Below are 23274 nucleotides of genomic sequence, written 5' to 3'. Positions count from 1 at the left end.
GGGGAGGCACGCGCTGTCTCTGGGGGATCGGGGGATCGCGATGGCGGGTGATACGCCGGAGCAGGGCCGGGGAAGGATCATCAACAACCGGTACCGACTGCTGCGCACCCTGGGCGCGGGCGGTATGGGCCGGGTCTGGCTCGCGTACGACGAGGAGTTGGCCTGCGAGGTCTCCATGAAGGAGATCTCCCTGCCCGATGTCCCGCTGGACGCGACCGAGCCCGCCCAGCGGATCGCCCGGGCCCGCAGCGAGGCCCGGCACGCCGCGCGGCTGCGTGGCCATCCCCACGTGGCCACGGTCCACGACGTGGTGCTCCACGAGGGCCTGCCGTGGATCGTCATGGAGTACGTGCCGGATGCGATCGACCTCCAGGCGGTCGTACGGCAGCGAGGGCCGCTCTCGCCCGAGCAGGTCGCCCGGGTCGGGCTCGCCGTCCTCGACGCGCTCACGGCGGGGCACCGCATCGGCATACTCCACCGGGACGTGAAGCCGGCCAACATCCTGCTCGCGGCCGACGCCTCGGGCGACCTCTACGCGCGTGTGCTGCTCACCGACTACGGCATCGCGCTCCAGCCGGAGTCCCGCGAACCCCGGCTCACCGCCACCGCCGGAATCCTCGGCACGCCCGGGTATCTGGCGCCCGAGCGGGCCCGGGGCGAGCCGCCGACCCCGGCCGCCGACCTGTTCTCGCTCGGCGCCACGCTGTACGCGGCGGTCGAGGGCCGCGGCCCCTTCGACCGGCACGGCGAGTACGCGACGCTGACGGCCCTGCTCGGGGAGGAGCCGGCGCCGCCCGCCCGCGCCGGTGAACTCGCCCCCGTCCTGCACGGGTTGCTCATCAAGGACCCCGTGCGCCGACTCTCGCCGGAGGCCGCGGCGCGCGGCCTGGAGCGAGTGGCCGCCTCGGGCGCCGAGCCGACCCCGCCGGGCTGGGGCGCCACCCCCGCCTCGGCACCCGGCGCCTTCGGACCCGCTCCCCGCACCCCCGGCGCCCCCGGGACGCCGGGGACCCCCGGGACGCCGGGGACCCCCGGGACGCCGGGGACCCCCGCGACCCCCGGCGCTCCCGGCGCGCCTCCGGGGTACGTCGCGAGCGCGCCCCCCGGGTACGTCGCCGCCGGGCAGCACGGCCTCGGGGGCACGCCCGACACGCCTGGCCCACCCCACACGCCGTACACCCCGGGGGTCCCGCACACCCCCGGCACGCCCTCGTCGCCGAACGCCCCGAACACTCCCGCCGGTGGCCCGCCCACGCCGGGCGCGACGCCGGGCGGCCCGTGGCAGCGGGGACAGCAGCCGCGCAGTCCCTACGACAGCTACAACCCGTACGGGGGCCGCCCGTCCACGCCCTACGGGAGCCCGGCGGGCGGCGGGTCCACGCCCTACGCGGGCGCCCCCGGTGGCCCGCCGTCGGCGTACGGAGGCGGAGGCGGAGGTGCTCAGCCACCCGGGTACGGCGGCAGCGTCGGCAACCAGTCGCTGCCGTACGCGGCCAACGCCTCGGCGCCGTACGGCGGTGGCGGCGCCCCGCCTCCGGGGAACGCGGGATTCCCGACCCTCACGGCAGGGAGCCCGCCGCCGCCCGGCGGACCGCGGCGCAGGACGCCCGCGGGGGCGGTCGTCGCGATCGTGGTCGCCGTGCTGCTCGTGGCGGGCGGCGGCACCTGGGCCGCGGTGAACCTGTCGGGCGGCCCGGACCCCAAGCCCTCCGACAGCCCGGGCCCGTTGTCGTCGCCGACGTCGGAGTACCCGTACGGCAAGCAGGCGGCCATCAAGAAGGCGCTGGAAGTGGGGGACTGCGTCAAGGCCGTCTGGACGGGGACGGCGTTCGACTCGGTGCCCGACCTCGGCGTGGTGGACTGCGACGAGGACTGGCCGGACGGTCAGGTCGTGGCGATAGCGACGGCGTCGGACCCCGCCGAGGCCAAGGCCAGCGGAGAGCAGCGCTGCGCCGGCCAGGCCGACGCGCTGGCCGAGGCCCTGCCCGACGCGGGCGTCTACGCGCTGATCCCGACGAAGGAGGGCTTCACCGCGGCCAAGGGCGGTACGGCATGTCTCGTCCTCGGCAAGCACGTCCCGATCGGCGGCGAGGTGGGCCGACTCCGTGACGTGGGCGTGAACCTGTGGCCCACGCAGATGGCCGTCGGTGACTGCTGGGACTATGCCACCAGGGAGGACGAGGGGTATGACGCCCCGCTGACCGACTGTGCCGAAGCGCACACCGACCAGGTCGTCGGATCGGTGCAGGCGCCCGACAACATGACCTTCGCCGGTGCCCTCGCCGAAGGCGGAAAGCTGTGCACCAACAGGTTCGAGTCGAGTTGGGCGCCCGGCGCTGACCTGATCGTGTCGGGATGGGTCTCCGCAGAAGAGGAGTGGAAGAAGGGCTTCAACATAGTGGTGTGCACGGTGCGCAACGCCGACATGTCGCAGACGACCGGCAAGATACCCACGCCCGGCTCGGTCTGAGAGTCCGGACGCCTCACGTTCACCTCGGGTTCGTGCGCCCGCTTCCCGTCCGTGCCAGCCTCCCGTCCCTGGGCAGTCGAGGGGTGGGAGGACGGGACATGGAGAGCGGTCCGGCGATCTTCGTAGGAGTGGTGTTCGCCCTGTTCGGGGGCGGACTGATGCTGTGGACCGTGCACCGGCTGCGCCTCGGCGAGCCGGTCGCGCAGGGGGTGCGTCCCGCGATGTCGGTGACCCTCGCGAGCGTCACTGCGGTCACCGCCCTGGTGCTCGCCACGTGGTGCCTCACCCGCGTCTGAGCGGGCGCGGGGAGCCGGGGCCGGCGGGCGAGCGGGGTAACCGCGATGTGACCCTCCGCATAGGCCCCGAACGGATCGCTGAGGACGCCGGGCGGCAGGAATGGCGGTAGTCGGGTTACCGTTCGAGTGGCCGTTGCGGGCTTTTCCCGTTTGACACGGGGGCGGGATGTACCGTCACACTCCGCAGCGTCAGCATGACCCGACCCCCGGGCCGACCGCCGAGCCCCGTGCGAGGCAACGGCCTCAAGGGGTCGCCCGCCCCGGGACGCAAGCCTGGGGAGACCCAGCGTCGACCGGAGAGAAGAGCGAAGTTGTCCCCGACCAGCGAGACCGCGAAGGGCGGCCGCCGACTCGTCATCGTCGAGTCGCCTGCCAAGGCGAAGACGATCAAGGGCTATCTCGGCCCCGGCTACATCGTCGAGGCGAGCGTGGGGCACATCCGCGACCTTCCCAACGGCGCCGCGGAGGTGCCCGAGCAGTACACCGGCGAGGTGCGTCGCCTCGGCGTCGACGTCGAGCACGACTTCGCGCCCATCTACGTGGTCAACGCGGACAAGAAGGCCCAGGTCAGGAAGCTCAAGGACCTGCTGAAGGAGTCCGACGAACTGTTCCTCGCCACCGATGAGGACCGCGAGGGCGAGGCCATCGCCTGGCACCTCCAGGAGGTGCTCAAGCCCAAGGTCCCGGTCAAGCGGATGGTCTTCCACGAGATCACCAAGGCCGCGATCCAGGCCGCCGTCGCCAACCCGCGCGAGCTGAACCAGCGCCTCGTCGACGCCCAGGAGACCCGCCGCATCCTCGACCGTCTCTACGGCTACGAGGTCTCGCCGGTCCTGTGGAAGAAGGTCATGCCGCGACTGTCGGCGGGCCGCGTCCAGTCCGTCGCGACCCGGCTCGTCGTGGAGCGGGAGCGGGAGCGGATCGCCTTCCGCTCGGCCGAGTACTGGGACCTGACCGGCACCTTCGCGACCGGCCGCGCCGGTGACGCCTCCGACCCGTCGTCGCTGGTCGCCCGCCTGCAGTCCGTGGACGGCCGCCGCGTCGCCCAGGGCCGCGACTTCGACTCGCTCGGCCAGATCAAGGGCGCCAACGTTCTTCACCTGGACGAGGCAGACGCTCGCGCGCTCGCCGCCGCCCTGGAGAACACCCGCTTCTCGGTCCGCTCCGTCGAGTCCAAGCCGTACCGCCGCTCGCCGTATGCCCCCTTCCGTACGACGACGCTCCAGCAGGAGGCCTCGCGCAAGCTCGGCTTCGGGGCGAAGGCGACCATGCAGGTGGCGCAGAAGCTGTACGAGAACGGCTTCATCACCTATATGCGTACGGACTCCACGACGCTCAGCGACACCGCCGTGGCCGCCGCCCGCGCCCAGGTCACCCAGCTGTACGGCGCCGACTACCTGCCGGCGCAGCCGCGTACGTACGCCGGGAAGGTCAAGAACGCGCAGGAGGCCCACGAGGCGATCAGGCCCTCGGGTGATCGTTTCCGCACGCCCGCGGAGACCGGGCTGACCGGCGACCAGTTCAAGCTGTACGAGCTGATCTGGAAGCGGACCGTCGCCTCCCAGATGAAGGACGCCACGGGCAACAGCGTCACCGTCAAGATCGGCGGCACCGCCTCCGACGGCCGGGACGCCGAGTTCAGCGCCTCCGGCAAGACGATCACCTTCCACGGCTTCCTCAAGGCCTACGTCGAGGGCGCCGACGACCCGAACGCCGAGCTCGACGACCGTGAGCGCCGGCTGCCGCAGGTGAACCAGGGCGACCCGCTCTCCGCCGAGGAGATCACGGTCGACGGGCACGCCACCAAGCCCCCGGCCCGCTACACCGAGGCGTCGCTGGTCAAGGAGCTCGAAGAGCGCGAGATCGGCCGCCCGTCGACGTACGCGTCGATCATCGGCACCATCCTCGACCGGGGCTACGTCTTCAAGAAGGGCACGGCCCTCGTGCCGTCCTTCCTGAGCTTCGCCGTGGTCAACCTGCTGGAGAAGCACTTCGGGCGGCTCGTCGACTACGACTTCACCGCCAAGATGGAGGACGACCTCGACCGCATCGCGCGCGGCGAGGCCCAGGCGGTGCCGTGGCTGAAGCGGTTCTACTTCGGCGAGGGCAGCGACGTCAGCGGCACGACGGCGGCCGAGGCCGGCAACGGCGACGGGGACCACCTCGGCGGCCTGAAGGAACTGGTCACCGACCTCGGCGCGATCGACGCCCGTGAGGTCTCCTCCTTCCCCGTCGGCAACGGCATCGTGCTGCGCGTCGGGCGCTACGGCCCGTACATCGAGCGGGGTGAGAAGGACTCCGAGGGGCACCAGCGTGCCGACATCCCCGAGGACCTGGCGCCGGACGAGCTGAGCATCGAGCTGGCTGAGGAACTGCTCGCCAAGCCGAGCGGCGACTTCGAGCTGGGCACCGACCCTGCGACCGGTCACCAGATCGTCGCCAAGGACGGGCGCTACGGGCCGTACGTCACGGAGATTCTCCCCGGGGGCACCCCGAAGACGGGCAAGAACGCGGTCAAGCCGCGCACGGCCTCCCTGTTCAAGTCCATGTCCCTGGACACGGTGACCCTCGACGATGCCCTGAAGCTGATGTCGCTGCCGCGGATCGTCGGCGCCGACGCGGAGGGCCAGGAGATCACCGCGCAGAACGGGCGTTACGGGCCGTATCTGAAGAAGGGCACGGACTCGCGTTCGCTCCAGACCGAGGAGCAGCTCTTCACGATCACCCTCGAAGAGGCGCTGGCCATCTACGCGCAGCCCAAGCAGCGCGGGCGGGCCGCCGCCAAGCCGCCGCTGAAGGAACTGGGCGAGGACCCCGTCAGCGGGAAGCCGGTCGTGGTGAAGGATGGCCGCTTCGGCCCGTACGTCACCGACGGCGAGACCAACGCGACGCTGCGGTCCGGGGACAGCGTGGAGGCGATCACGCCCGAGCGCGGGTTCGAACTGCTGGCGGAGAAGCGGGCGAAGGGGCCCGCCAAGAAGACGGCCAAGAAGGCGCCGGCGAAGAAGACGGCGACGAAGACCGCCGCGAAGAAGGCCACGCCGGCGAAGAAGACCGCTGCCGCGAAGAAGACCGCTGCTTCGAAGACGACTGCTTCGAAGACGGCCGCGGCGAAGAAGGCGGCACCCGCGAAGAAGGTGGCGGCGAAGAAGGCGACGTCGGCCGGGGAGAGCGCCTGACAGCTCGGGGGTGCGGTCGTTCGGCGGCTGCGGGATCGTCGTGGTTGATCGCGCAGTTCCCCGCGCCCCTGGGGTGGCTGCTGTGCGCGGTGGCTGGAATCTTCACCTCGGGTGTGCTGAATCCGCGCGCTTTCCGCGACTTGGTGTCGAAGTGTGTGTGCGCTCGGGCGCTGCTTCTGGGTGTCGGTGCGGGCCGATAGGCTGAAAGCATGATGCGAGCCGAGCAGCCGACGGCCCACAACCCGGCCCCCGACGACGCCCTGGCAGCCGACTCCAGGGAGCGCGCCGTCCGGGCGCTGCTGCGCCGGCCCCAGCTGAAACGGTTGTGGAGCGCACAGCTCGTGGGCGGCGTGGGCGATGTGCTCGCGCTGTTCGTGCTGGTGCTCCTGGCCTTCCAGGCGGCGATCGCCGAGGGCGCCTTCGGCGGCGGGTACCGGGGCGTGGCCCTGACGGTCGCGGTCGTCTTCGGGACGCGCGTCCTCGCGACCCTGCTCTTCGGTGCCGTACTCCTCGGGCCGCTCACCTCCCTGACCTCGCAGGACGGTCCGCTCGACCGCCGCTGGACCATGGTCGGCGCGGACGGGCTGCGGGTCCTGCTGCTGATCGTCGCGCCCCTGTGGATCGACTGGACGCCGGACAACGCGCTCGCGGTGCTGCTGGTCACCGTGTTCGTCGCCGGTGTCGCCGAGCGGTTCTGGACCGTCTGCCGCGAGAGCGCGGCCCCCGCGCTGCTGCCCGCGCCGCCGCTGGAGGGCGCGACCGTACGGCCGCTGCCGGACCACATGGACGCGCTGCGGCGCCTGTCCCTGCGTACCGGATTCGTGGCCGTGCCCCTCGCGGCCGCCGTGCTCGTCGTCGCCTCGCTGCTCAACAACCTGCTGGGCGCGGGTCTCGACTGGTTCGGGCAGCACCAGGCCGCGCTCGCCTCGTACGTCGCCGCCGGGCTCTTCGCCGCCTCGCTGTCGGTCGTGACCTTCCTCGACCTGCCCAAGACGCGTACCCCCCGCGCGCGGTCGCCGCTGGAGGGGCTGCGTCGGCCCAAGACCGGCGCCGGTGTCGACAAGGGCCGCACGGGCGCGATCCCGCTGCTGGTGCCGGCCTGCGGGGCCGTCGCGGGCGCGGTCGCCGCCGCGGTCGCCGTCGCCGTGCTGCACGCCAAGGACCTGGGCGGCGGGCCGGTGATGTACGGGCTGTTCGTCACCGCGCTGACGGGTGGCGTGGTCGTCGGGATCCGTCGGGGCCCGTCCGTGCTGCCCTCGCTGTCCCGGCGCCGGCTGCTCGCTCTCGCGATCGCCTTCACCGGAGTCGCGCTGCTCGCCGCCGGTCTGACGCCGGACGTCACGAGCGCCGTGCTCATCCTGGGGCTCGCCGGTGCCGGTGCGGGAATCGCCGCCAACACCGGGCACACGCTGCTCGATCAGGAGGCCGGGGAATCCCGCCGGGCCCGGACCACCGAGCATCTGCACGCTGTCGTACGCGTGTTCGTGGCGCTGGCGGTGCTCGTCGCTCCGCTGGTCGCGGCCGTCATCGGACCGCACCGGCTGGAGAGCGGCAAGTTCGTCTTCGCGCACGGCGGTGCGGCGTTCACGCTGATGCTGGTGGGGGCGTTGCTGCTGCCGGTCGCCGCGCTGGTGCTCGCCAAGGTCGACGACCGGTCCGGGGTGCCGCTGCGGCAGGACCTGCGGGACGCGTTGCTCAAGGGCGACGACCCGGTGCAGGCGCCTGCGGCCTCCGGGTTCTTCATCGCCCTGGAGGGAGGGGACGGCGCCGGGAAGTCCACCCAGGTCGAGGCGCTCGCCGAGTGGATCCGGGCCAAGGGGCACGAGGTCGTGGTGACGCGCGAGCCGGGGGCGACTCCGGTGGGGAAGCGGCTGCGGTCGATCCTGCTCGATGTGTCGTCGGCCGGTCTGTCCCATCGCGCCGAGGCGCTGCTGTACGCGGCGGACCGTGCCGAGCACGTGGACACCGTGGTGCGGCCCGCGCTGGAGCGGGGCGCGGTGGTCATCTCGGACCGGTACATCGACTCGTCCGTCGCCTATCAGGGGGCCGGGCGGGACCTCTCGCCGACCGAGATCGCCCGGATCTCGCGGTGGGCGACCGACGGACTCGTGCCGCACCTGACGGTGCTGCTGGACGTGTCGCCGGAGGCCGCGCGCGAGCGGTTCACCGAGGCGCCGGACCGGCTGGAGTCCGAGCCGGCCGAGTTCCACGAGCGGGTGCGGGCGGGATTCCTGACGCTGGCCGCCGCCGATGCCGGGCGCTACCTGGTGGTGGACGCCGCGCAGGACCCCGAGGCGGTGACGACCGTGGTCCGGCACCGGCTCGACATGATGCTGCCGCTGTCCGAGGCCGAGGTGAAGGCGCAGGAGGAGGCCCGGCGCAAGGCCGAGGAGGAAGCCCGGCGCAAGGCCGAGGAAGAGGCCGCACGCAAGGCCGAGGAGGAACGGCTGGAGCGCGAGCGCCAGGAGGAGCTCGCGCGGCTGCGGGCCGAGGAGGAGGAGCGCAAGCGGCGCGAGCTGGAAGAGGCTCAGCGGCGCGAGGCGGAGCGGCAGGCGGAGGAGGCCCGGCAGCGGGCCGAGGAAGCGCGTCGCCGAGCCGAGGAGGAGCAGGCGCGGCTCCTCGCGGAGGAGAAGGCGCGAGCCGAGGCGGAGGAACGGCGTCGGGTCGAGGAGGAACGGCGTCGTCAGCAGGCCGCGGAGGAGCAGCGGCTGCGGGCCGAGGCGGAGGCGCGGCGCCTGGAGAAGCAGCGGAAGGCCGAGGAGGCGTTGCTGCGGGCCGAGGAGGCCCGGCGGGTGGCCGCCGCGGCGGAGGCCGAGCGGGCGGCGGCGGTCGCGGCGGAGGCGGAGCGCGCCGCGGCGGAGCGGGCCGAGGCCGACCGGAAGGCTGAGGCGGAGCGGGTCGCGGCCGCGGCGGAGGCTGCGCGCGTTGCGGCTGAGCGGGGGAGTGGGGACGCGGCTGGGTCCGGGTCCGCCGGGTCAGGCTCCGGTGCGGGTGCGGGTGCCGCGTCTGGGGCCGGCGATGACGCGGTGACTGTGGCTACGCCGTTGGTGACGCCGACGAACGCGTCCGGTGGGCCGGTGGATGAGACGGCTGTGCTGCCGCCCGTGCGGGACGCGTCCGGGGCCGACTCCGAGACGACGGCGAAGCTGCCGAAGCCGTCGGTGCCGTCGGCGCCGCCGGTGCCGACTTCGGGGGCTGCCGCGGAGGATGAGACCGCGGTGCTGCCGCCGGTGCCTTCGGGGGCGGCCGACGAGACGGCTGTGCTGCCGCCGGTGCGGGACGACTTGGCGCCGCCGGGATTCTTCCGGGACGAGCGGCCCGCGGCTGGCGGGGCGGACGGGTCGGACGCCGTGGATCGGACGCGGGAGCTGCCGCAGGTCGATGAGCAGGGGGTGCCTCGGCGGCGGCCTCGGTCGGACTGGGCCGAGGAGACGCCGCTGGACGATCTGCCCACGTTGGCGGACGAGTTGCTGGGGTCGCACGACGAGGACGACGCCGATGAGGGACGGGGCTGGCGGCGCCGCCGCTGAGTGGAGCTGAGCTGAGCGGCTGAGCCGCCTGAGCGGCTGAGCTTCGGTGGGGCGCGTGCGGCCGGTACGCGTTCCGCCGGTGGTCGGGTGCGGTCGGGGCCGTGCCGGCGCCTCAGCCCGTCGCTTGGTGCCCTACTGCCCGGGGGTGGATCCTTCGGGTTCTCGGGCCGCTGTATGCGACGGGCTGAGGCACCGGCACGGCCCCTTCCGTGTGTGGGCGGCGGACCGTGGGGGGTGGGTGCGGGTGGCGGTCCGCGTGCAGGGCTGGCTGTCAGTGGGGTCGCGCACAATGGGGCGCGGTGAGGGTTTTGTGTGACGGAGGTGGTGGGGCATGGCTGTGTGGGACGACCTGGTGGGGCAGGAGCGGCTGAGTGCGCAGCTGGACGCTGCCGCTCGGGACGCGGACGGGATCGTCACGGCGGCCGAGAAGGGGATCGCGCCTCCGGAGGCGTCGAAGATGACGCACGCGTGGCTCTTCACGGGGCCGCCGGGGTCGGGGCGGGTGACGGCGGCGCGGGCGTTCGCGGCGGCGTTGCAGTGTGTCAGTCCGGACCGGGCGCTCGGCGGGAGCCCGGGCTGCGGGTTCTGCGACGGATGTCATACGGCGCTGGTGGGGACGCACGCGGATGTGAGCACCGTGGCGGCGGTGGGCACGCAGATCCTGGCCGACGACATGCGGGACACGGTGCGGAAGTCGTTCACGTCGCCGGCGAACGGCCGCTGGCAGGTGATCCTCGTCGAGGACGCCGAGCGGCTGAACGAGAAGTCGGCGAACGCCGTGCTGAAGGCCGTGGAGGAGCCCGCCCCTCGGACGGTGTGGCTGCTGTGCGCGCCGTCGTTGGAGGATGTGCTGCCGACGATCCGATCGCGATGCCGGCACGTCGGGCTGCTCACCCCGTCGGTCGACGCGGTGGCGGACATGCTCGTACGGCGGGAGGGCATCGAGCCGGAGGTCGCGGCGACTGCCGCGCGCGCGACCCAGGGACACATCGAGCGGGCCCGGCGGCTGGCCACCGATCCGCGGGCGCGGGAGAGGCGGGCCGCGGTGCTGAAACTGCCGTTGCGGGTCGAGGACATCGGCGGGTGCCTGAAGGCGGCGCAGGAGCTGGTGGACGCCGCCTCGGAGGAGTCGAAGCAGCTGGCCGAGGAGGTCGACACCAAGGAGACCGAGGAGCTGAAGGCGGCGCTGGGCGCGGTGCAGGGCGGGCGGATGCCGCGCGGTACGGCGGGGGTGATGAAGGACCTGGAGGACAAGCAGAAGCGGCGGCGTACGCGGGCGCAGCGGGACAGCCTGGACCTCGCGCTGACCGAGCTCACCGGGTTCTACCGGGATGTGCTGGCTCTGCAGCTGGGCTCCCGGGTGCCGCTCGCCAATGTCGAGGTGCGGGACAGCCTGGAGCGGTTGGCGCGGGGAGGCACGCCCGAGGCGACGCTGCGGCGCATCGACGCGATCGCGGCGTGCAGAGAGGCGTTGGACCGCAATGTGGCGCCCCTGCTGGCCGTGGAGGCGATGACGATGGGCCTGCGTGCCGGGTGAGGGGCGGCGGCCTATGGGGGTGGGGCGCGGTCTGTTGACCGTGTCACTCGTACGAGGAGCCTTCGTTGCTGTTCGTGATGAATTGAGCGGTTCTGGTTAGGCTCGCGAGATGCACACCAGGCGTACTTCCCGGCCGAACCGGTCCCTGCGGGCCGGCGGCGCGTTGCTCGCGGCCGCCGCGCTGCTCGTCGCGGGCTGCTCCTCCGGTCACTCCAGTGCGGCGGCCACGACCGTCGACGGGGGGCCCGCCCTCGGCCCGCTGCCCCGTACGACTCCGTCGGCGCTGGCCCCGTACTACGAGCAGAAGCTGAGCTGGCGGGGCTGCGACACCCCCGGTTTCCAGTGCGCCACGATGAAGGCGCCCCTCGACTACGCGAACCCGGCTGAGGGCGACGTCAGGCTGGCCGTGTCGCGGCGGAAGGCGACCGGACCGGGGGAGCGGCTCGGTTCGCTGCTGGTCAATCCGGGTGGTCCCGGCGGCTCGGCGGTCGGCTATGTGCAGAGGTACGCGGGCATCGGCTACCCGGCCGAGGTGCGGGCGCGGTACGACATTGTCGCCGTCGATCCGAGGGGCGTGGCCGGCAGCGAGCCGGTCGAATGTCTCACCGGGCGCCAGATGGACACGTACACGCAGACCGATCTCACCCCGGACGACACGGCGGAGAAGGGCCGGCTGGTCGCCGCGTACAAGCGGTTCGCGGAGGGGTGCGGGGAGCGGTCGCCGAAGCTGCTGAGGCACGTCTCCACGGTCGAGGCCGCGCGGGACATGGACATCCTGCGGGCTCTGCTGGGCGACGAGAAGCTGACGTACGTCGGCGCCTCGTACGGCACGTTCCTCGGTGCGACGTACGCGGGGCTCTTCCCGGAGCGGGTCGGCCGGCTGGTGCTGGACGGCGCGTTGGACCCGTCGCTGCCGGCCGGTCGGCTCAATCAGGAGCAGACGGCGGGGTTCGAGACGGCGTTCCAGGCGTTCGCGAAGGACTGCGTGGGGCGCAAGGACTGTGTGCTGGGGCGTACGACCGCGCAGGTCGCCAAGAATCTGAGCGGTCTCTTCGCGCGGCTGGACGAGCGCCCGCTGTCGACCGGTGACGCCGACGGGCGCCGGCTCGGCGAGTCCCTGGCCACGACCGGAGTGATCGCCGCGATGTACGACGAGGGTGCCTGGCCCCAGCTGCGCAGGGCGCTCACCGAGGCGGTCAAGAACGACGACGGCGCCGGCCTGCTCGCACTCTCGGACAGCTACTTCGAACGCGCGCCCGACGGCACCTACTCCAACCTGATGTACGCCAACGCCGCCGTGAACTGCCTGGACCTCCCGGCCGCCTACGACACCCCCGAGGCGGTGGAACGGGCCCTCCCCGAGTTCGAGAAGGCATCCCCGGTGTTCGGCCGGGCTCTGGCGTGGGCCTCCCTGAACTGCGCGTACTGGCCGGTGGGGCCGACGGGCGGGCCGCACCGCATCGAGGCGAAGGGCGCCGCCCCCATCGTCGTCGTCGGCACCACGCGTGACCCCGCCACCCCGTACCGCTGGTCCCAGGCCCTCGCCTCCCAGCTCTCCTCCGCCCGCCTCCTCACCTACGACGGCGACGGCCACACCGCCTACGGCCGCGGCAGCGCGTGCATCGACTCCGCGATCAACACGTACCTGCTCCGCGGCACACCCCCGACCGACGGAAAGCGCTGCTCAGCGTCCTGATCATCGACACCCGGGCCGGTCGGGCCGGGGCGATCCCGGGGTGCTCCGACCCGTGGTTCGGAGCACCCCCGAAACTGTGTAGACTTACCGACGTTGCTGATCGCACCATGGTGCGGACAGCGCGCCGCCTTAGCTCAGATGGCCAGAGCAACGCACTCGTAATGCGTAGGTCTCGGGTTCGAATCCCGAAGGCGGCTCCAAGGGAAACCCCAGGTCAAGCCTCTGACCTGGGGTTTCTTATTTTAGATGACCTTGGAATCTCAGTAAATCGGGCACTGTTCGTCTGTGCATCGTAATGCGTAGGTCGGAGGTTTGGCTCTGTGACGAGATCGACGATCTAAGGCTCTGACCTGGTCTTTTAGTTGCCTCGTGGGGATGGGCCAGGCTTGCGCAAAGGGTCCCGGTGGACAAGCGGTGGACAGCCGTGCGTGACACTCCATCAGGGGCTCCTGCCGCCCTGGGCCGATGAGTGGAATCCACCGGTCTCTGATGGGGTGATAGGCGTGGTGGGGACTGTCCGGTTTAGGCAGAAGTCGTATCCGGCTCCGGGTCTCGCGAAACCATCCCTGCTGTCCCCAAGGTGATGCCGATGTGCTTCGGGGTACGGTCGGCGGTCACGTATTGCGCACCAGGCTGCCTTCGCTGCACGGGTGGTGACCCGGGGCCGTGCTGCGAAGACAGGTTGGAGTACTGATCCGCAGCATCCGGCGTCGGTCCGTTTGATGCCCCCTGCACATGGTTAGATCGCTCGCATGAACCCATTGAGCAAGCGTTCCGAAATGGACCGTGGCGCCCTGCTTGCCGCCTCGGTCACGGTCGTCTTATGGGCTTCGGCCTTTGTGTCCATTCGTGCGTCGGCGGACTATTTCGGACCCGGAGCCCTGGCCCTCGGGCGGCTTGCGACAGGCTCCCTCGCGTTGGTGTGCGTTCTGGTGGTCAAGCGCGGCGGTATACCGCCGCGCAAGGCATGGCCCGGGATCATATGCTCCGGAGTGCTCTGGTTCGGGTGCTACATGGTGGCGTTGAACTGGGGCGAGCAGAAGGTTGACGCCGGCACTGCCGCCATGGTCGTCAACATCGGACCCATGGTGATCGCGCTGTTGGGCGGCTGGTTGCTCAAGGAAGGGTTCCCGCCCCTGCTGCTTGCCGGCATGGGAGTGTCATTCGTGGGCGCGGTCGTGGTGGGCTTCTCCACGTCCGGCGGCGGTTCGTCATCGGTGTTGGGTGTGGGGCTGTGCCTGCTGGCGGCCTTCGCCTACGGGGCGGGCGTGGTGTCGCAGAAGCCCGCGCTGCGGCATGCCACACCGATGCAGGTGACGACGTTCGGCTGCCTCATCGGCACCGTCGCATGTTTGCCGTTCACTGGGCAACTCGTCTCGGATCTGTCCGCAGCACCGCTCTCAGCGGTCCTCAACGTCGTCTATCTGGGCTTGTTCCCAACTGCCCTGGCGTTCAGTACCTGGGCCTACGCGCTGTCGCGGACCACCGCAGGGCGGCTGGGCGCGACCACCTACGCTGTGCCGGCGGTCGTCATTCTCATTTCTTGGATCGCCTTGGAGGAAGTGCCCGGCTGGGTCACGCTCCTGGGTGGCGCCGTCTGCCTGGGCGGCGTGGCCGTCTCACGGCTGCGCCCCGGCCGCGCTTCTCAGGCGCCGCCGTCTGCCCCGCCGGCGCGGGACGGCACTCCGGCTTCCTCGGCGGAGCCGACGCGCTGACCTGAGCGCAGCGCACCCTGAGTGTCAGCGGAGGACATGGACGGTCCTCGCCCCCGCCTCCCCGCATATGTACGAGCGCCCCCGGAGTTCCCTTGCCCTCCGGGGGCGTGCTTGCCTTGTGGTGCTGACCGCAGGGTCCTCACAGCACGAGCGTGGTCTCGTCCCTGCCCAGCAGATAGCCGAGCTGCAGCCGCGTGTTCGCCCCCGACTGCTGCTTCATCACCGCGATATGCCCCTGCAACGAGCGTTCGCTGATGCCGAGGCGGCGCGCGATCCGCTTGTCCGAGTAGCCGCCGATGAGGAGTCTGCTGATCGACTCGCGCAGCGACGGGACGACGTCCTCGGCCGCCCTCGCGGCGTGCAGGGGGACGAACGGGAAGGACTTCGCGCGGTCCCAGGAGCGTTCGAAGGTGTCCTTGAGGAAGCGTACGATCGCTGGTTCCCTGATTGCCAGTCCCATGGTTCGACTCTCGTTGGCGGAAATAAATGCCACTGAGTCGTCGATGATGATGAGACGGTCGAAGAATTCTGCCAGGGTCCGTACTCTTACTCCGTATTCGGTGACCGTCCGCACGTAGTTCTTCGTCGCCTCATCGAAACGCGTAGTGTGCTGATAGAGCGTACGCATCGTGACCCCGGTCTCGATGTGATGGCGTACAGACTCCAGGGCGTTTTCCAGAACCTGGCCCGGGCGGGGGCCATCGGGTTGCGCGGTCAGTATTTCCTGCTGTGCGCTGTTGAGTGCGTCGCCGATGGCTGAGTTGATCGCGTCAAACCCGTGTAGGTATTCGATGCGGGGTTCTTCGGAAATTGACGCACTCATTGACTTCTTCGTTCTGTTGATGTCAACGAGGTGGCCAGAGGTTAGTCGAGAAAGAGTGTCCAACTGTTCGGCAATGGATCGCAGTGCGCCCTCCGGCCCCTCCTGTCGCGTAGCCGCTTCGCTCTCGAATCGCTCCGGTGTCTCCTTATTTGGCTGCTCGATTGATGCCATGACGGCACTCACCCCCCGCATGTCCGTTATGGATGGATTTTTCTTAAATGGGTCCCTCGGCTTTCGGTGGTGCAGAAACCTGAGCCATCCTAAATCTGCAATCCGGGCTCGAGGCAAGGAAGATTGAAGCCAGGTGATCAGTTCGAGCCGTGGTCACCTCAGCGGTTGGTGTTGGGCGCGCCGCCTTGCCATCCTCCAGACAATCTCCTCGATCCCTGCGTGCACGTTTGGTTAGAGAGGCATGGGCACATGTTGTCGAGTTCTTTACCCTCCCGTATGCCCGGACGGTCTTCGTTCGTAGTCTGCGTCGGATTCGCTGTTGCCACCGGTGTTCTGGTGGCAGCAGTGAGGGTCTGCGCCCTCCTGAGCCTGGACTCCCCCCACCTGGCCGGCGCTGTCACGTTCGCCGACGTCGGCTGGAATGTGACCGGTCCGCAGCCGGCTGCCTGACCGCTCCAAGATGCGAGAGATCGGTACATTCCTGTGAATCATTCTCCGTGGTTTCTGCGTGCCTCGGCAGTGTCGGAGTGCGCTGCCCGCATCTACTGCTTCCCCCACGCGGGAGGAAACCCGCGCTCGTTCGTCGGCTGGCAGAGGTGCATGGGAGACGACGCCGAGATTGTCGCCGTCTGCCCTCCGGGCCGTGGCCCCCGATACCAAGAACCCTCTGCCACTGACGTGATGGAGCTCGCCGACGGTGCGGCCGCCGCCATCGTCGCCACCGCTGACCGGCCCTTCGTCCTCTTCGGACACAGCTTCGGCGCGGTCCTGGCCTTCGAGGTCGCACGCCGTCTCGGTGGCCTGCCCGACTGCCGCCACCTGGTCGCCTCCGGCTGCTCGGCGCCCGCGCTGCTGCCCAGCAGGCGCGTGGTGGAGACCGCGCGCCTGGAGGGCCGTGCGTTCACCGAGGCCGTGGGCTTCTTCGGCGGGCTGCCGCCCGAAGTGGTCGCCGACGAGGCATTGCAGGAGCTGTTGCTGCCGAATCTGAAGGCCGACTTCCGCATGGTCGCCCAGTACGTCTACCGGCCGGGCACTCCGCTGTCCGTGCCCGTCACCCTCATCAACGGAGCCGACGATCCGCACGTCAAAGAGGCAGGGCTCGAACCCTGGGCGCGCGAATGCGCCGACGAGCCGGCCCGGCACTGGGCTGTCGGCGGCCACTTCTACTTCGACGGCGAGCCCAGTGCCGTCACCGATGTCTTCCGGTCGCTCCTCAGCGCCGATCGTGGCGCGAATCCGCCTGGCAGCACGCATGTTGAGGTTATCTGAGCAGTGCCTCACACCCGCCTCACGAGCACCGCAGAGGGAATACGACCATGAGCCAGTCCGCCACCGACCAGTACCGACGGGCCGTCACCTTCCACAAGCTCCATCAGGGCCCCCACCCCTTCGTCGTCCCCAACCCGTGGGACGCGGGCACCGCACATGTCCTGACCGGGCTCGGTTTCTCCGCGCTCGCCACCACCGGCGCGGGCCTGGCCCACGGTCGCGGCCTGCCCGACGGCTCTCTCACTCGTGAGCACGTCCTCGACAACGCCAGGTCGATCGTCGCCGCCACCACCCTGCCGGTGACCGCGGACCTGGAGAGCGGATTCGGTGACACGCCGGAGGAGGTCGCCGAGACCATCCGGCGCGCCGCCGCTGCGGGCCTGGTCGGCGGCTCGATCGAGGACTCCACCGGCCGCGCCGACGACCCCGTACGCCCTCTGGCGGAGGCCGTCGAGCGCGTGGCCGCAGCCGTTTCCGCCGCCAGGGAGTTCGACTTCCCCTTCACCGTGACCGCGCGGGCCGAGAACTTCTTCCAGGGCAGGCCTGACCTGCCGGACACCATCCGCCGACTGAAGGCGTACGAGGAGGCCGGCGCCGATGTGCTCTACGCGCCCGCGCTGCCGGACGCCGACGCGATCCGCGCGGTGTGCTCCTCCGTCGGACGCCCGGTCAACGTGCTGATGGGTTCGCCTGCACTGCCCCTGACCGTGGCCGAGCTGGGCGCCCTGGGTGTGCGACGGATCAGCGTCGGCTCGGCGCTGTCCCGGGCCGCGCTCGGTGCGGTCGTCCGCGCGGCGAAGGAGATCCGTGACTTCGGCACCTTCGGGTTCGGGGCCGGAGCCGTCCCGTACCCCGATGCCAACGCGATGATGGCGCCGGCCCGACCGGCCGACCCGGAGAGTGATACCGCACCGTGAATGTCGCACAGGTACATCTGTCCGCTCCCCGCTACGTCCTCGGCGAAACCGAGGCCGACCACACATCGGTCAAGGACCTGCCCCGCAAGGCCCGGGAGTTCGGCATGCCTCCCAGGGCATCGCTGTGGGGCTGGGGCAGCGTCAGGCGCACGGACGAGAGCCTGGAGACCCTTGCCGTGCGCAGCGGTCTGGCGGCGCTGAACGCCGCCGGGACCGCCCCCGCGTCCATCGACTGCCTCGTGCTGTGCTCCACCCGTTTCCCCGGTGGCCCGCGTACCCATGGAAAGTTCGTCGAGACCGTGATGTCAGGGCTCGGCCTGGACAACGCCGCGTTCACCGGCATCACCCTCAACCGCTGCACCAACCTCCTGGTGGGCTTGCGCACCGCACAGGCGCTCGTGGCCGCCGGACACCACCGCACGGTGCTGGTCGTCACCACCGACCGGGTCTCCGACGAATCGGTGCGGATGGAGAACTTCGCCCTGTTCAGCGACGGCGCCGCCGCCGCCCTGGTGAGCGACGTTCCCCAGGGCCAGGACGGCTACGAGATCGTGGCCGGGGCATCCGCGCAGGACCCCCGGGCCCTGGAGTGGACCAACGAGATCAGCTCGGACCTCGCCCGCGCGGTCAACGAACGCATCCTCGACGCCGCCGACATGAAGATCGGCGACATCGACGGTGTCCTGCACCTCAACCTCTACAAGCCCATCGTCGTGCTCAAGGAACGTCAGGCCGGGTTCACCAAAGAGCAGTTGTTCCTGGACAACATCCCCCGCATCGGCCACTGCTTCGCCGCCGATCCGCTCATCAACCTCGCGGACCGGGCCACGGCCGGGCAACTGCGGGACGACGGCCACTACCTGCTGGCGGCAAGCGTGCCCGGCGTCCGGGTCGGCGTGCTGCTGCGCAAGCTGCCCACCGCGCCGGCATCCGAGGTGGCGGCAACCGAAACCCGGGAGCTTCGATGAACGTACACACCGGATTCCGCCTTCCCGACCTGACCACCTCGCTGCCCCGTGCCCCTTTCCACTTCAGCCCGAAAGCCGCCGAGGAGGCCGCCGCGGTCATCGCCGGGGAGCCCGCCGATATCTTCCGGCAGTTACTGGGTGACCAGGAGAGCGAGACCACGCTGCTCGTCTCCCGCCGCATCCTGGAGGCGTTCCTCACCGCAGCGCATTCGGAGTCGTCGGCGCAGCCCCGCACGGACGCCGACGCCATCGCCGTGTGGCTGGAGCGGACCCGCACCGAGCTCGCGCCGTACCTCATCGCGCTGCGCGAGGCCGCCCCCGAGACGCGCGAGCTCGTACTGCGCCAGCGCGCCCCTCTCGCACTGCTGGGCGGCTGCTGGCTCGACACCGTCTCGCAGGCCGCCACCCAGCCGTCCGTCATCGTCAACCGCCTGTTCGGCCAGCACTTCCTCCTGCAGGGTGAAGGCATCCCGCAGCGTGGGCAGCAGGCTCGTCGCCGACGTGCCTTGACCGAACTGGGCGTCCACCTGCCCGAGATCGAGGCCGCGGACTTCCTCCGGCAGGCCTCGGCCCGCCCGCTGACCGTCCTGCACGCCTCCTTCCACCTCGCCCTCTCCCGGCTGCCGGCCTCCTTCCTGCCGGAAGTGGTCGGCGTGCACTACGCCATGGCCGCGCTGGGCATCGACGACCTGCTCCTGGGCACCGAGCCGCACCTGCCGGAGGCGGAGGCCCGTACCGTCCTCGCCGACTACCTCTCGCTCACCGACCAGTCACCGACCGGGGACGCGGACCGCCGCCGCACGCTCGCCGCGATCGCCCTCGTCCTGAGGCTGGAGCGGGAGCACACCGCCCTGCTCACCGAACTGGCCGCTTGGCACGAGGGACTCTCCCTGGACGCCAGGGTCGCGCAGATCGTGGCCCGCCACGCGCCGTTCGCCGGCCGCCAGCACCGCAGCGTCCGCATGGGCGACCGGCTGCTGTCCGACTGGCTCGGCTCCGAACCCGTCGACCTGGCCGCGTTCATCGCCGAATTCCGAGCCTCGCGGCAGCTGAGGCCCGGCCGTGACGGAACCTGCCGGTTCCTGAAGTCCATCAAGTTCGGCGGCCCGATGTTCGGCATCTTCGACGAGCGCGAGGCGGCCACCTTCACGGCATGGGCGCACGCCGTCGAAGCCGGCGAACCCGCCGATCTCGACTTCGCCGCCAACACCGCGGGAGACGACCGGGCCGACGCCTGGGCCGAGGCCCTGCGCCGCACCGCACCTGAGGACGTCGTCATCGCCGACGCCGAAAGCGGGCTGGACGACCGGCGGTTGTTCCACCGCGTCGTCAACGTCGAGCAGTACCCCCACATCCTGGCCACCGCCCGGGACCGGGCCGAGGCGGGCCTCACCGACGCGGAAATCCTCTTCACGCACGGCGCCGGCGGACGACTCACCAACGCCGAGTACTTCGACTACACGCCCGAGGGGCTCATGGAGCGCGTCGAGCGCGTCTACTGGGACAAGCTCGTCGACCCCTACCAGCCGCTCACCGAGATCCCCGACCGCGACGAGGTCATCTTCGAGCAGACAACCTTCGCACTCGGCAGCCTCATCGACGGCAGCTGGGCGCACCGCATCGGCAACCTCGGTCGCAACCACCGGCAGAGCGACGCCATGCTGTTCGGGATCTACGCCGACGAAATGGGCCGCGGCGACGTCACCAAGAACCACATCACGCTCATCCACCAGGTTCTCGCCAGCATGGACATCCACCTGCCGCACATCCGGCAGCCGGAATTCCTCGAACAGGGAGACCTCCCCGACCACCTCTACGGGTTCTCCATCCATCAGGTCTGCCTGTCGCTCTTCCCCGACACGTTCTACAACGAGATCCTCGGCTACAACCTGGGTATCGAGATGTTCGGCCTTGGGGAAATGCGGCTCCACGAGATACAGAAGCTGCGCCGCCACAAGTTCGACGTCTCCTACGAGGAGGCGCATCTGTCGATCGACAACTTCTCCGCCGGACACGCCCGGCAGTCGGCCGACATCATCGTCTCCTACCTCGACGACGTGCGGCGCCACTCCGGCGACGCGGCCGTCCAGCAGGAATGGCGCCGCATCTGGCGCGGCTACGCCTCCTTCGCCTACTTCGTCGAACATCAGCTGGTCAAGCAGGTACGGGCACAGGAGCGGACGCCGGCCGCTTCCGCACCCGCCCCGCCCGACGACGTCGACCTGCTCATCTGATCCTCCGTGCACAACCACCGCCCCTCCACCCCTCTTTCCAACACGGAGAATCACCTTGGACCCGACCACGAGCTTCGACCCGGAAATCCTCAACCTTCCCCTCTACGACGATCGGCACCGTCGCCTCGCCGACGCCATCGGCACCTGGTGCGACGACCGCACCGCACTGTGGGACGAAGTCCGAGCGGAGGACCCGGACAAGGCCGGCCTGCGCCTCGTACGGCGGCTGGGGGAGGACGGCTGGCTCGCCTTCCTGGACCCCGGCTCCGATCCTGAGGAGCGACCGGGTGACCACCGCACCCTCTGCCTCATGCGCGAGGCGCTCGCGTACGCCGAGGACCTGGCCGACTTCGCCTTCTCGATCCAGGCACTGGCCGCGACCCCCTTGATCCGCTTCGGAAGTCAAGACCAGAAGCTCCGCTACCTGCCGCGCATGGCGCAGGGCTCGCTCGTCGGCGCCTTCGCGGTCTCGGAGGAACAGGCGGGCTCCGACGTAGCCGCCGTCGGTCTCGCCGCCGAGCGCACCGACGACGGTGGCTACGTCCTCAACGGGCACAAGGCGTGGATCGCCAACGGCACCATCGCCGACTTGTACGTCGTCATAGCCCGAACCGGCGAAGGCCCCGGCCCGCTGGGACTGACGGCCTTCCTGGTCCCCGCCGGCACCCCCGGTTTACGGATCAGTGGCCGGCCGGCCCCGGTCGCCCCCCGCTCGTTCGCCCACCTCGCCTTCGAGGACTGCCGGGTGCCACGAGAGGCCGTGCTGGGCATGCCCGGGAGGGGCTTCGTCATCGCCATGGACCTGCTCGAACGCTTCCGGATGACCGTGGGCGCGGCGGCGCTCGGTTTCGCTCGCCGTGCCGCCGACACCGCTCTGGCGCGTGCCCGCACCCGACAGGTCGGCGGGGCCCTGCTCATCGACCACCAACTGACGAAGGCGTCCCTGGCCGACATGGACGTCCAGCTGAACGCGGCTGCCCTGCTGGTGGCCCGCGCCGCCTGGGAGGCCGACCGCGGCAGCCCCCGCTTCGCCCGCCACTCCAGCATCGCCAAGCTCCACGCCACCGAGGAGGCCCAGCGCATCGTCGACACCGCGGTGCAACTGCTCGGCGCGTCGGGCGTCGTCAAGGACAGCGTCACGGAGCGCCTGTACCGGCAGATTCGATCTCTGCGGATCTATGAGGGCACCTCGGAAATCATGCGGCTGACGATCGCGGGAACCCTCGACACCCGTCGTGCCGACCGTGCCGCCCGCGACCTCTGACCACCCCAGTTCCCCCATTCCGTCAACAAGGAGTTCCCGGGTGACCACCCCGATCGAAGCGGTCCGGCAGCCGGACCCGTACCCCTACTACGCGACGCTGGTGGCCGAGCGTCCGCTGGCGTTCGACGAGGCCGTGGGCGCCTGGGTGGCGTGCGACGCCGCGGCGGTACGAGCCGTACTGACCGCCACCGCCCTGCGGGTGCGTCCGCCCGCCGAGCCGGTGCCCGCCGGAATCGCCGGGACCCCCGCCGGCGACGTCTTCGGCGACCTGGTGCGGATGACCGACGGCGGATCGCAGCACCGCCTGAAGGCCGTGGTCGTCGACGCTCTGGGGTGCGTCGACACGGTGCGCGCCGCCGGCCTGGCCGCCGAACGGACCCGTGACGTTCTCGCGGCGGGTGGGCGGCCGTCCTTCGAGGAGCTGATGTTCGGCGTGCCCGCCCGGGTCGTGGCGGCGCTCTGCGGGCTCGACCGGGGAGCGGACGCCGAGGCCGCCCGGCTCATCGGCGACTTCGTCCAGTGCATCCCCGCCTCCGCCACCCCCGAGCAGCAGAAGGCCGCGGCGCTCGCGGCCAGCCGGCTCCAGGAACTGCTGGGTCCCGGCCTGGAGCGGGGGGAGGACGGCACCGACCTGCTTGCCGAACTCGTGCGGGCCGCGCGCCGCGCCTCCTGGTCCCGCACCGCTCCGCTGCTGGCCAACGCGGTGGGCTTCCTGTCCCAGACCTACGACGCCACGGCCGGGCTGATCGGCAACACCCTGGTGGCGTTGGCTCGCGGTGCGCGCACGCCCTCCGGCCCCGCCGACGCCGAGGCGCTCGTCCGTGAGGTCGTACGCCACGACGCGCCGATCCAGAACACCCGCCGCTTCGCCGCCGAGCCGTTCCGCCACGACGGGGTCGAGATCGCTCCGGGCGAGCCGGTGCTGGTGGTCCTCGCCGCCGCCAACCGCGACCCGGCCGCCAACCCCGATCCGCACGCCTTCCGGCCCGGCCGCCAGGACCCCTCGGTCTTCACCTTCGGCGCTGGGGCCCACCGCTGCCCGGGAGAGACTCTGGCCGTCACCGTCGCGGTCGCGGTCGTCCGTGAACTGCTCGCGGCGGGCTTCGACCCGGCGGAGCTGCCGGGCCAGGTGACGTACCGACCGCTGGCCAACGCCCGCATCCCCGTGCTCTAGCCGTTCATACGACCCACCCACAGCCATCCGT

General features: G+C 71.0%; 14 protein-coding genes and 1 tRNA gene. 14 read left to right on the top strand and 1 reads right to left on the bottom strand.

Annotation, left to right across the window (positions count from 1 at the left end):
- Positions 1-40 precede the first annotated feature (40 nt).
- From P8T65_RS19675 to P8T65_RS19640, 8 genes are all read left to right on the top strand, one after another.
- Positions 41-2470, top strand: a complete 2430-nt coding sequence (locus P8T65_RS19675; RefSeq protein WP_316726589.1) for a protein kinase domain-containing protein — start codon at positions 41-43, stop codon at positions 2468-2470.
- Between the two features lie 98 nt (positions 2471-2568).
- On the top strand, positions 2569-2766 hold the full coding sequence (locus tag P8T65_RS19670) for a hypothetical protein (RefSeq protein ID WP_316726588.1): 198 nt from the start codon (positions 2569-2571) through the stop codon (positions 2764-2766).
- A 311-nt stretch (positions 2767-3077) separates the two neighbouring features.
- On the top strand, positions 3078-5945 hold the full coding sequence (topA, locus tag P8T65_RS19665) for a type I DNA topoisomerase (RefSeq protein ID WP_316726587.1): 2868 nt from the start codon (positions 3078-3080) through the stop codon (positions 5943-5945).
- Between the two features lie 209 nt (positions 5946-6154).
- A complete protein-coding gene (gene tmk / locus P8T65_RS19660; protein WP_316726586.1) occupies positions 6155-9475 on the top strand; it encodes a dTMP kinase in 3321 nt (1106 codons plus the stop codon).
- Between the two features lie 331 nt (positions 9476-9806).
- Positions 9807-11012, top strand: a complete 1206-nt coding sequence (locus P8T65_RS19655; RefSeq protein ID WP_316726585.1) for a DNA polymerase III subunit delta' — start codon at positions 9807-9809, stop codon at positions 11010-11012.
- A gap of 109 nt (positions 11013-11121) precedes the next feature.
- A complete protein-coding gene (locus P8T65_RS19650; RefSeq protein WP_316726584.1) occupies positions 11122-12708 on the top strand; it encodes an alpha/beta hydrolase in 1587 nt (528 codons plus the stop codon).
- A gap of 123 nt (positions 12709-12831) precedes the next feature.
- A tRNA-Thr gene (locus P8T65_RS19645) sits at positions 12832-12908 on the top strand.
- Between the two features lie 552 nt (positions 12909-13460).
- Positions 13461-14423: a DMT family transporter gene (locus P8T65_RS19640; protein ID WP_316726583.1), complete on the top strand. Its 963-nt coding sequence runs from the start codon at positions 13461-13463 to the stop codon at positions 14421-14423.
- Between the two features lie 139 nt (positions 14424-14562).
- Here the strand turns inward: P8T65_RS19640 and P8T65_RS19635 are convergent, their stop codons facing one another.
- Positions 14563-15417 (bottom strand): TrmB family transcriptional regulator sugar-binding domain-containing protein, encoded by an 855-nt coding sequence (locus P8T65_RS19635; protein ID WP_316726582.1) that lies wholly within the window; start codon positions 15415-15417, stop codon positions 14563-14565.
- A 483-nt stretch (positions 15418-15900) separates the two neighbouring features.
- Here P8T65_RS19635 and P8T65_RS19630 point away from each other — a divergent pair, with 483 nt between their 5' ends.
- The 6 genes from P8T65_RS19630 to P8T65_RS19605 are packed head-to-tail and all read left to right on the top strand — an operon-like array spanning position 15901 to position 23243.
- On the top strand, positions 15901-16686 hold the full coding sequence (locus P8T65_RS19630; RefSeq protein WP_316726581.1) for an alpha/beta fold hydrolase: 786 nt from the start codon (positions 15901-15903) through the stop codon (positions 16684-16686).
- Between the two features lie 47 nt (positions 16687-16733).
- Complete coding sequence (locus P8T65_RS19625; RefSeq protein WP_316726580.1) at positions 16734-17603, top strand: isocitrate lyase/phosphoenolpyruvate mutase family protein; 870 nt, start codon at positions 16734-16736, stop codon at positions 17601-17603.
- Entirely contained in the window at positions 17600-18571 is a 972-nt protein-coding gene (locus P8T65_RS19620; protein ID WP_316726579.1) for a 3-oxoacyl-ACP synthase, read from the top strand. Before P8T65_RS19625 ends, P8T65_RS19620 begins: the two co-directional genes overlap by 4 nt.
- Complete coding sequence (locus P8T65_RS19615; protein ID WP_316726578.1) at positions 18568-20805, top strand: iron-containing redox enzyme family protein; 2238 nt, start codon at positions 18568-18570, stop codon at positions 20803-20805. The genes P8T65_RS19620 and P8T65_RS19615 overlap by 4 nt, the downstream gene beginning before the upstream one ends.
- Before the next feature lie 55 nt (positions 20806-20860).
- Positions 20861-22069, top strand: a complete 1209-nt coding sequence (locus P8T65_RS19610; RefSeq protein ID WP_316726577.1) for an acyl-CoA dehydrogenase family protein — start codon at positions 20861-20863, stop codon at positions 22067-22069.
- Between the two features lie 40 nt (positions 22070-22109).
- Positions 22110-23243 carry a cytochrome P450 gene (locus P8T65_RS19605; RefSeq protein ID WP_316726576.1) on the top strand — a complete coding sequence of 378 codons (1134 nt, stop codon included), beginning with the start codon at positions 22110-22112 and terminating at the stop codon, positions 23241-23243.
- Positions 23244-23274: the final 31 nt, after the last annotated feature.

The sequence above is a fragment of the Streptomyces sp. 11x1 genome (assembly GCF_032598905.1).
Lineage (GTDB): Bacteria > Actinomycetota > Actinomycetes > Streptomycetales > Streptomycetaceae > Streptomyces.
Note: the sequence above shows the minus strand (reverse complement) of the source record. Positions and strands in the feature narration are given on the sequence as shown.

Coding starts and splice junctions, on each gene's coding strand:
- P8T65_RS19675 (WP_316726589.1), top strand. CDS start 41: ATGGCGGGTGATACGCCGGAGCAGGGCCGGGGAAGGATCATCAACAAC.
- P8T65_RS19670 (WP_316726588.1), top strand. CDS start 2,569: ATGGAGAGCGGTCCGGCGATCTTCGTAGGAGTGGTGTTCGCCCTGTTC.
- tmk (WP_316726586.1), top strand. CDS start 6,155: ATGATGCGAGCCGAGCAGCCGACGGCCCACAACCCGGCCCCCGACGAC.
- P8T65_RS19655 (WP_316726585.1), top strand. CDS start 9,807: ATGGCTGTGTGGGACGACCTGGTGGGGCAGGAGCGGCTGAGTGCGCAG.
- P8T65_RS19650 (WP_316726584.1), top strand. CDS start 11,122: ATGCACACCAGGCGTACTTCCCGGCCGAACCGGTCCCTGCGGGCCGGC.
- P8T65_RS19640 (WP_316726583.1), top strand. CDS start 13,461: ATGAACCCATTGAGCAAGCGTTCCGAAATGGACCGTGGCGCCCTGCTT.
- P8T65_RS19635 (WP_316726582.1), bottom strand. CDS start 15,417: ATGGCATCAATCGAGCAGCCAAATAAGGAGACACCGGAGCGATTCGAG.
- P8T65_RS19625 (WP_316726580.1), top strand. CDS start 16,734: ATGAGCCAGTCCGCCACCGACCAGTACCGACGGGCCGTCACCTTCCAC.
- P8T65_RS19615 (WP_316726578.1), top strand. CDS start 18,568: ATGAACGTACACACCGGATTCCGCCTTCCCGACCTGACCACCTCGCTG.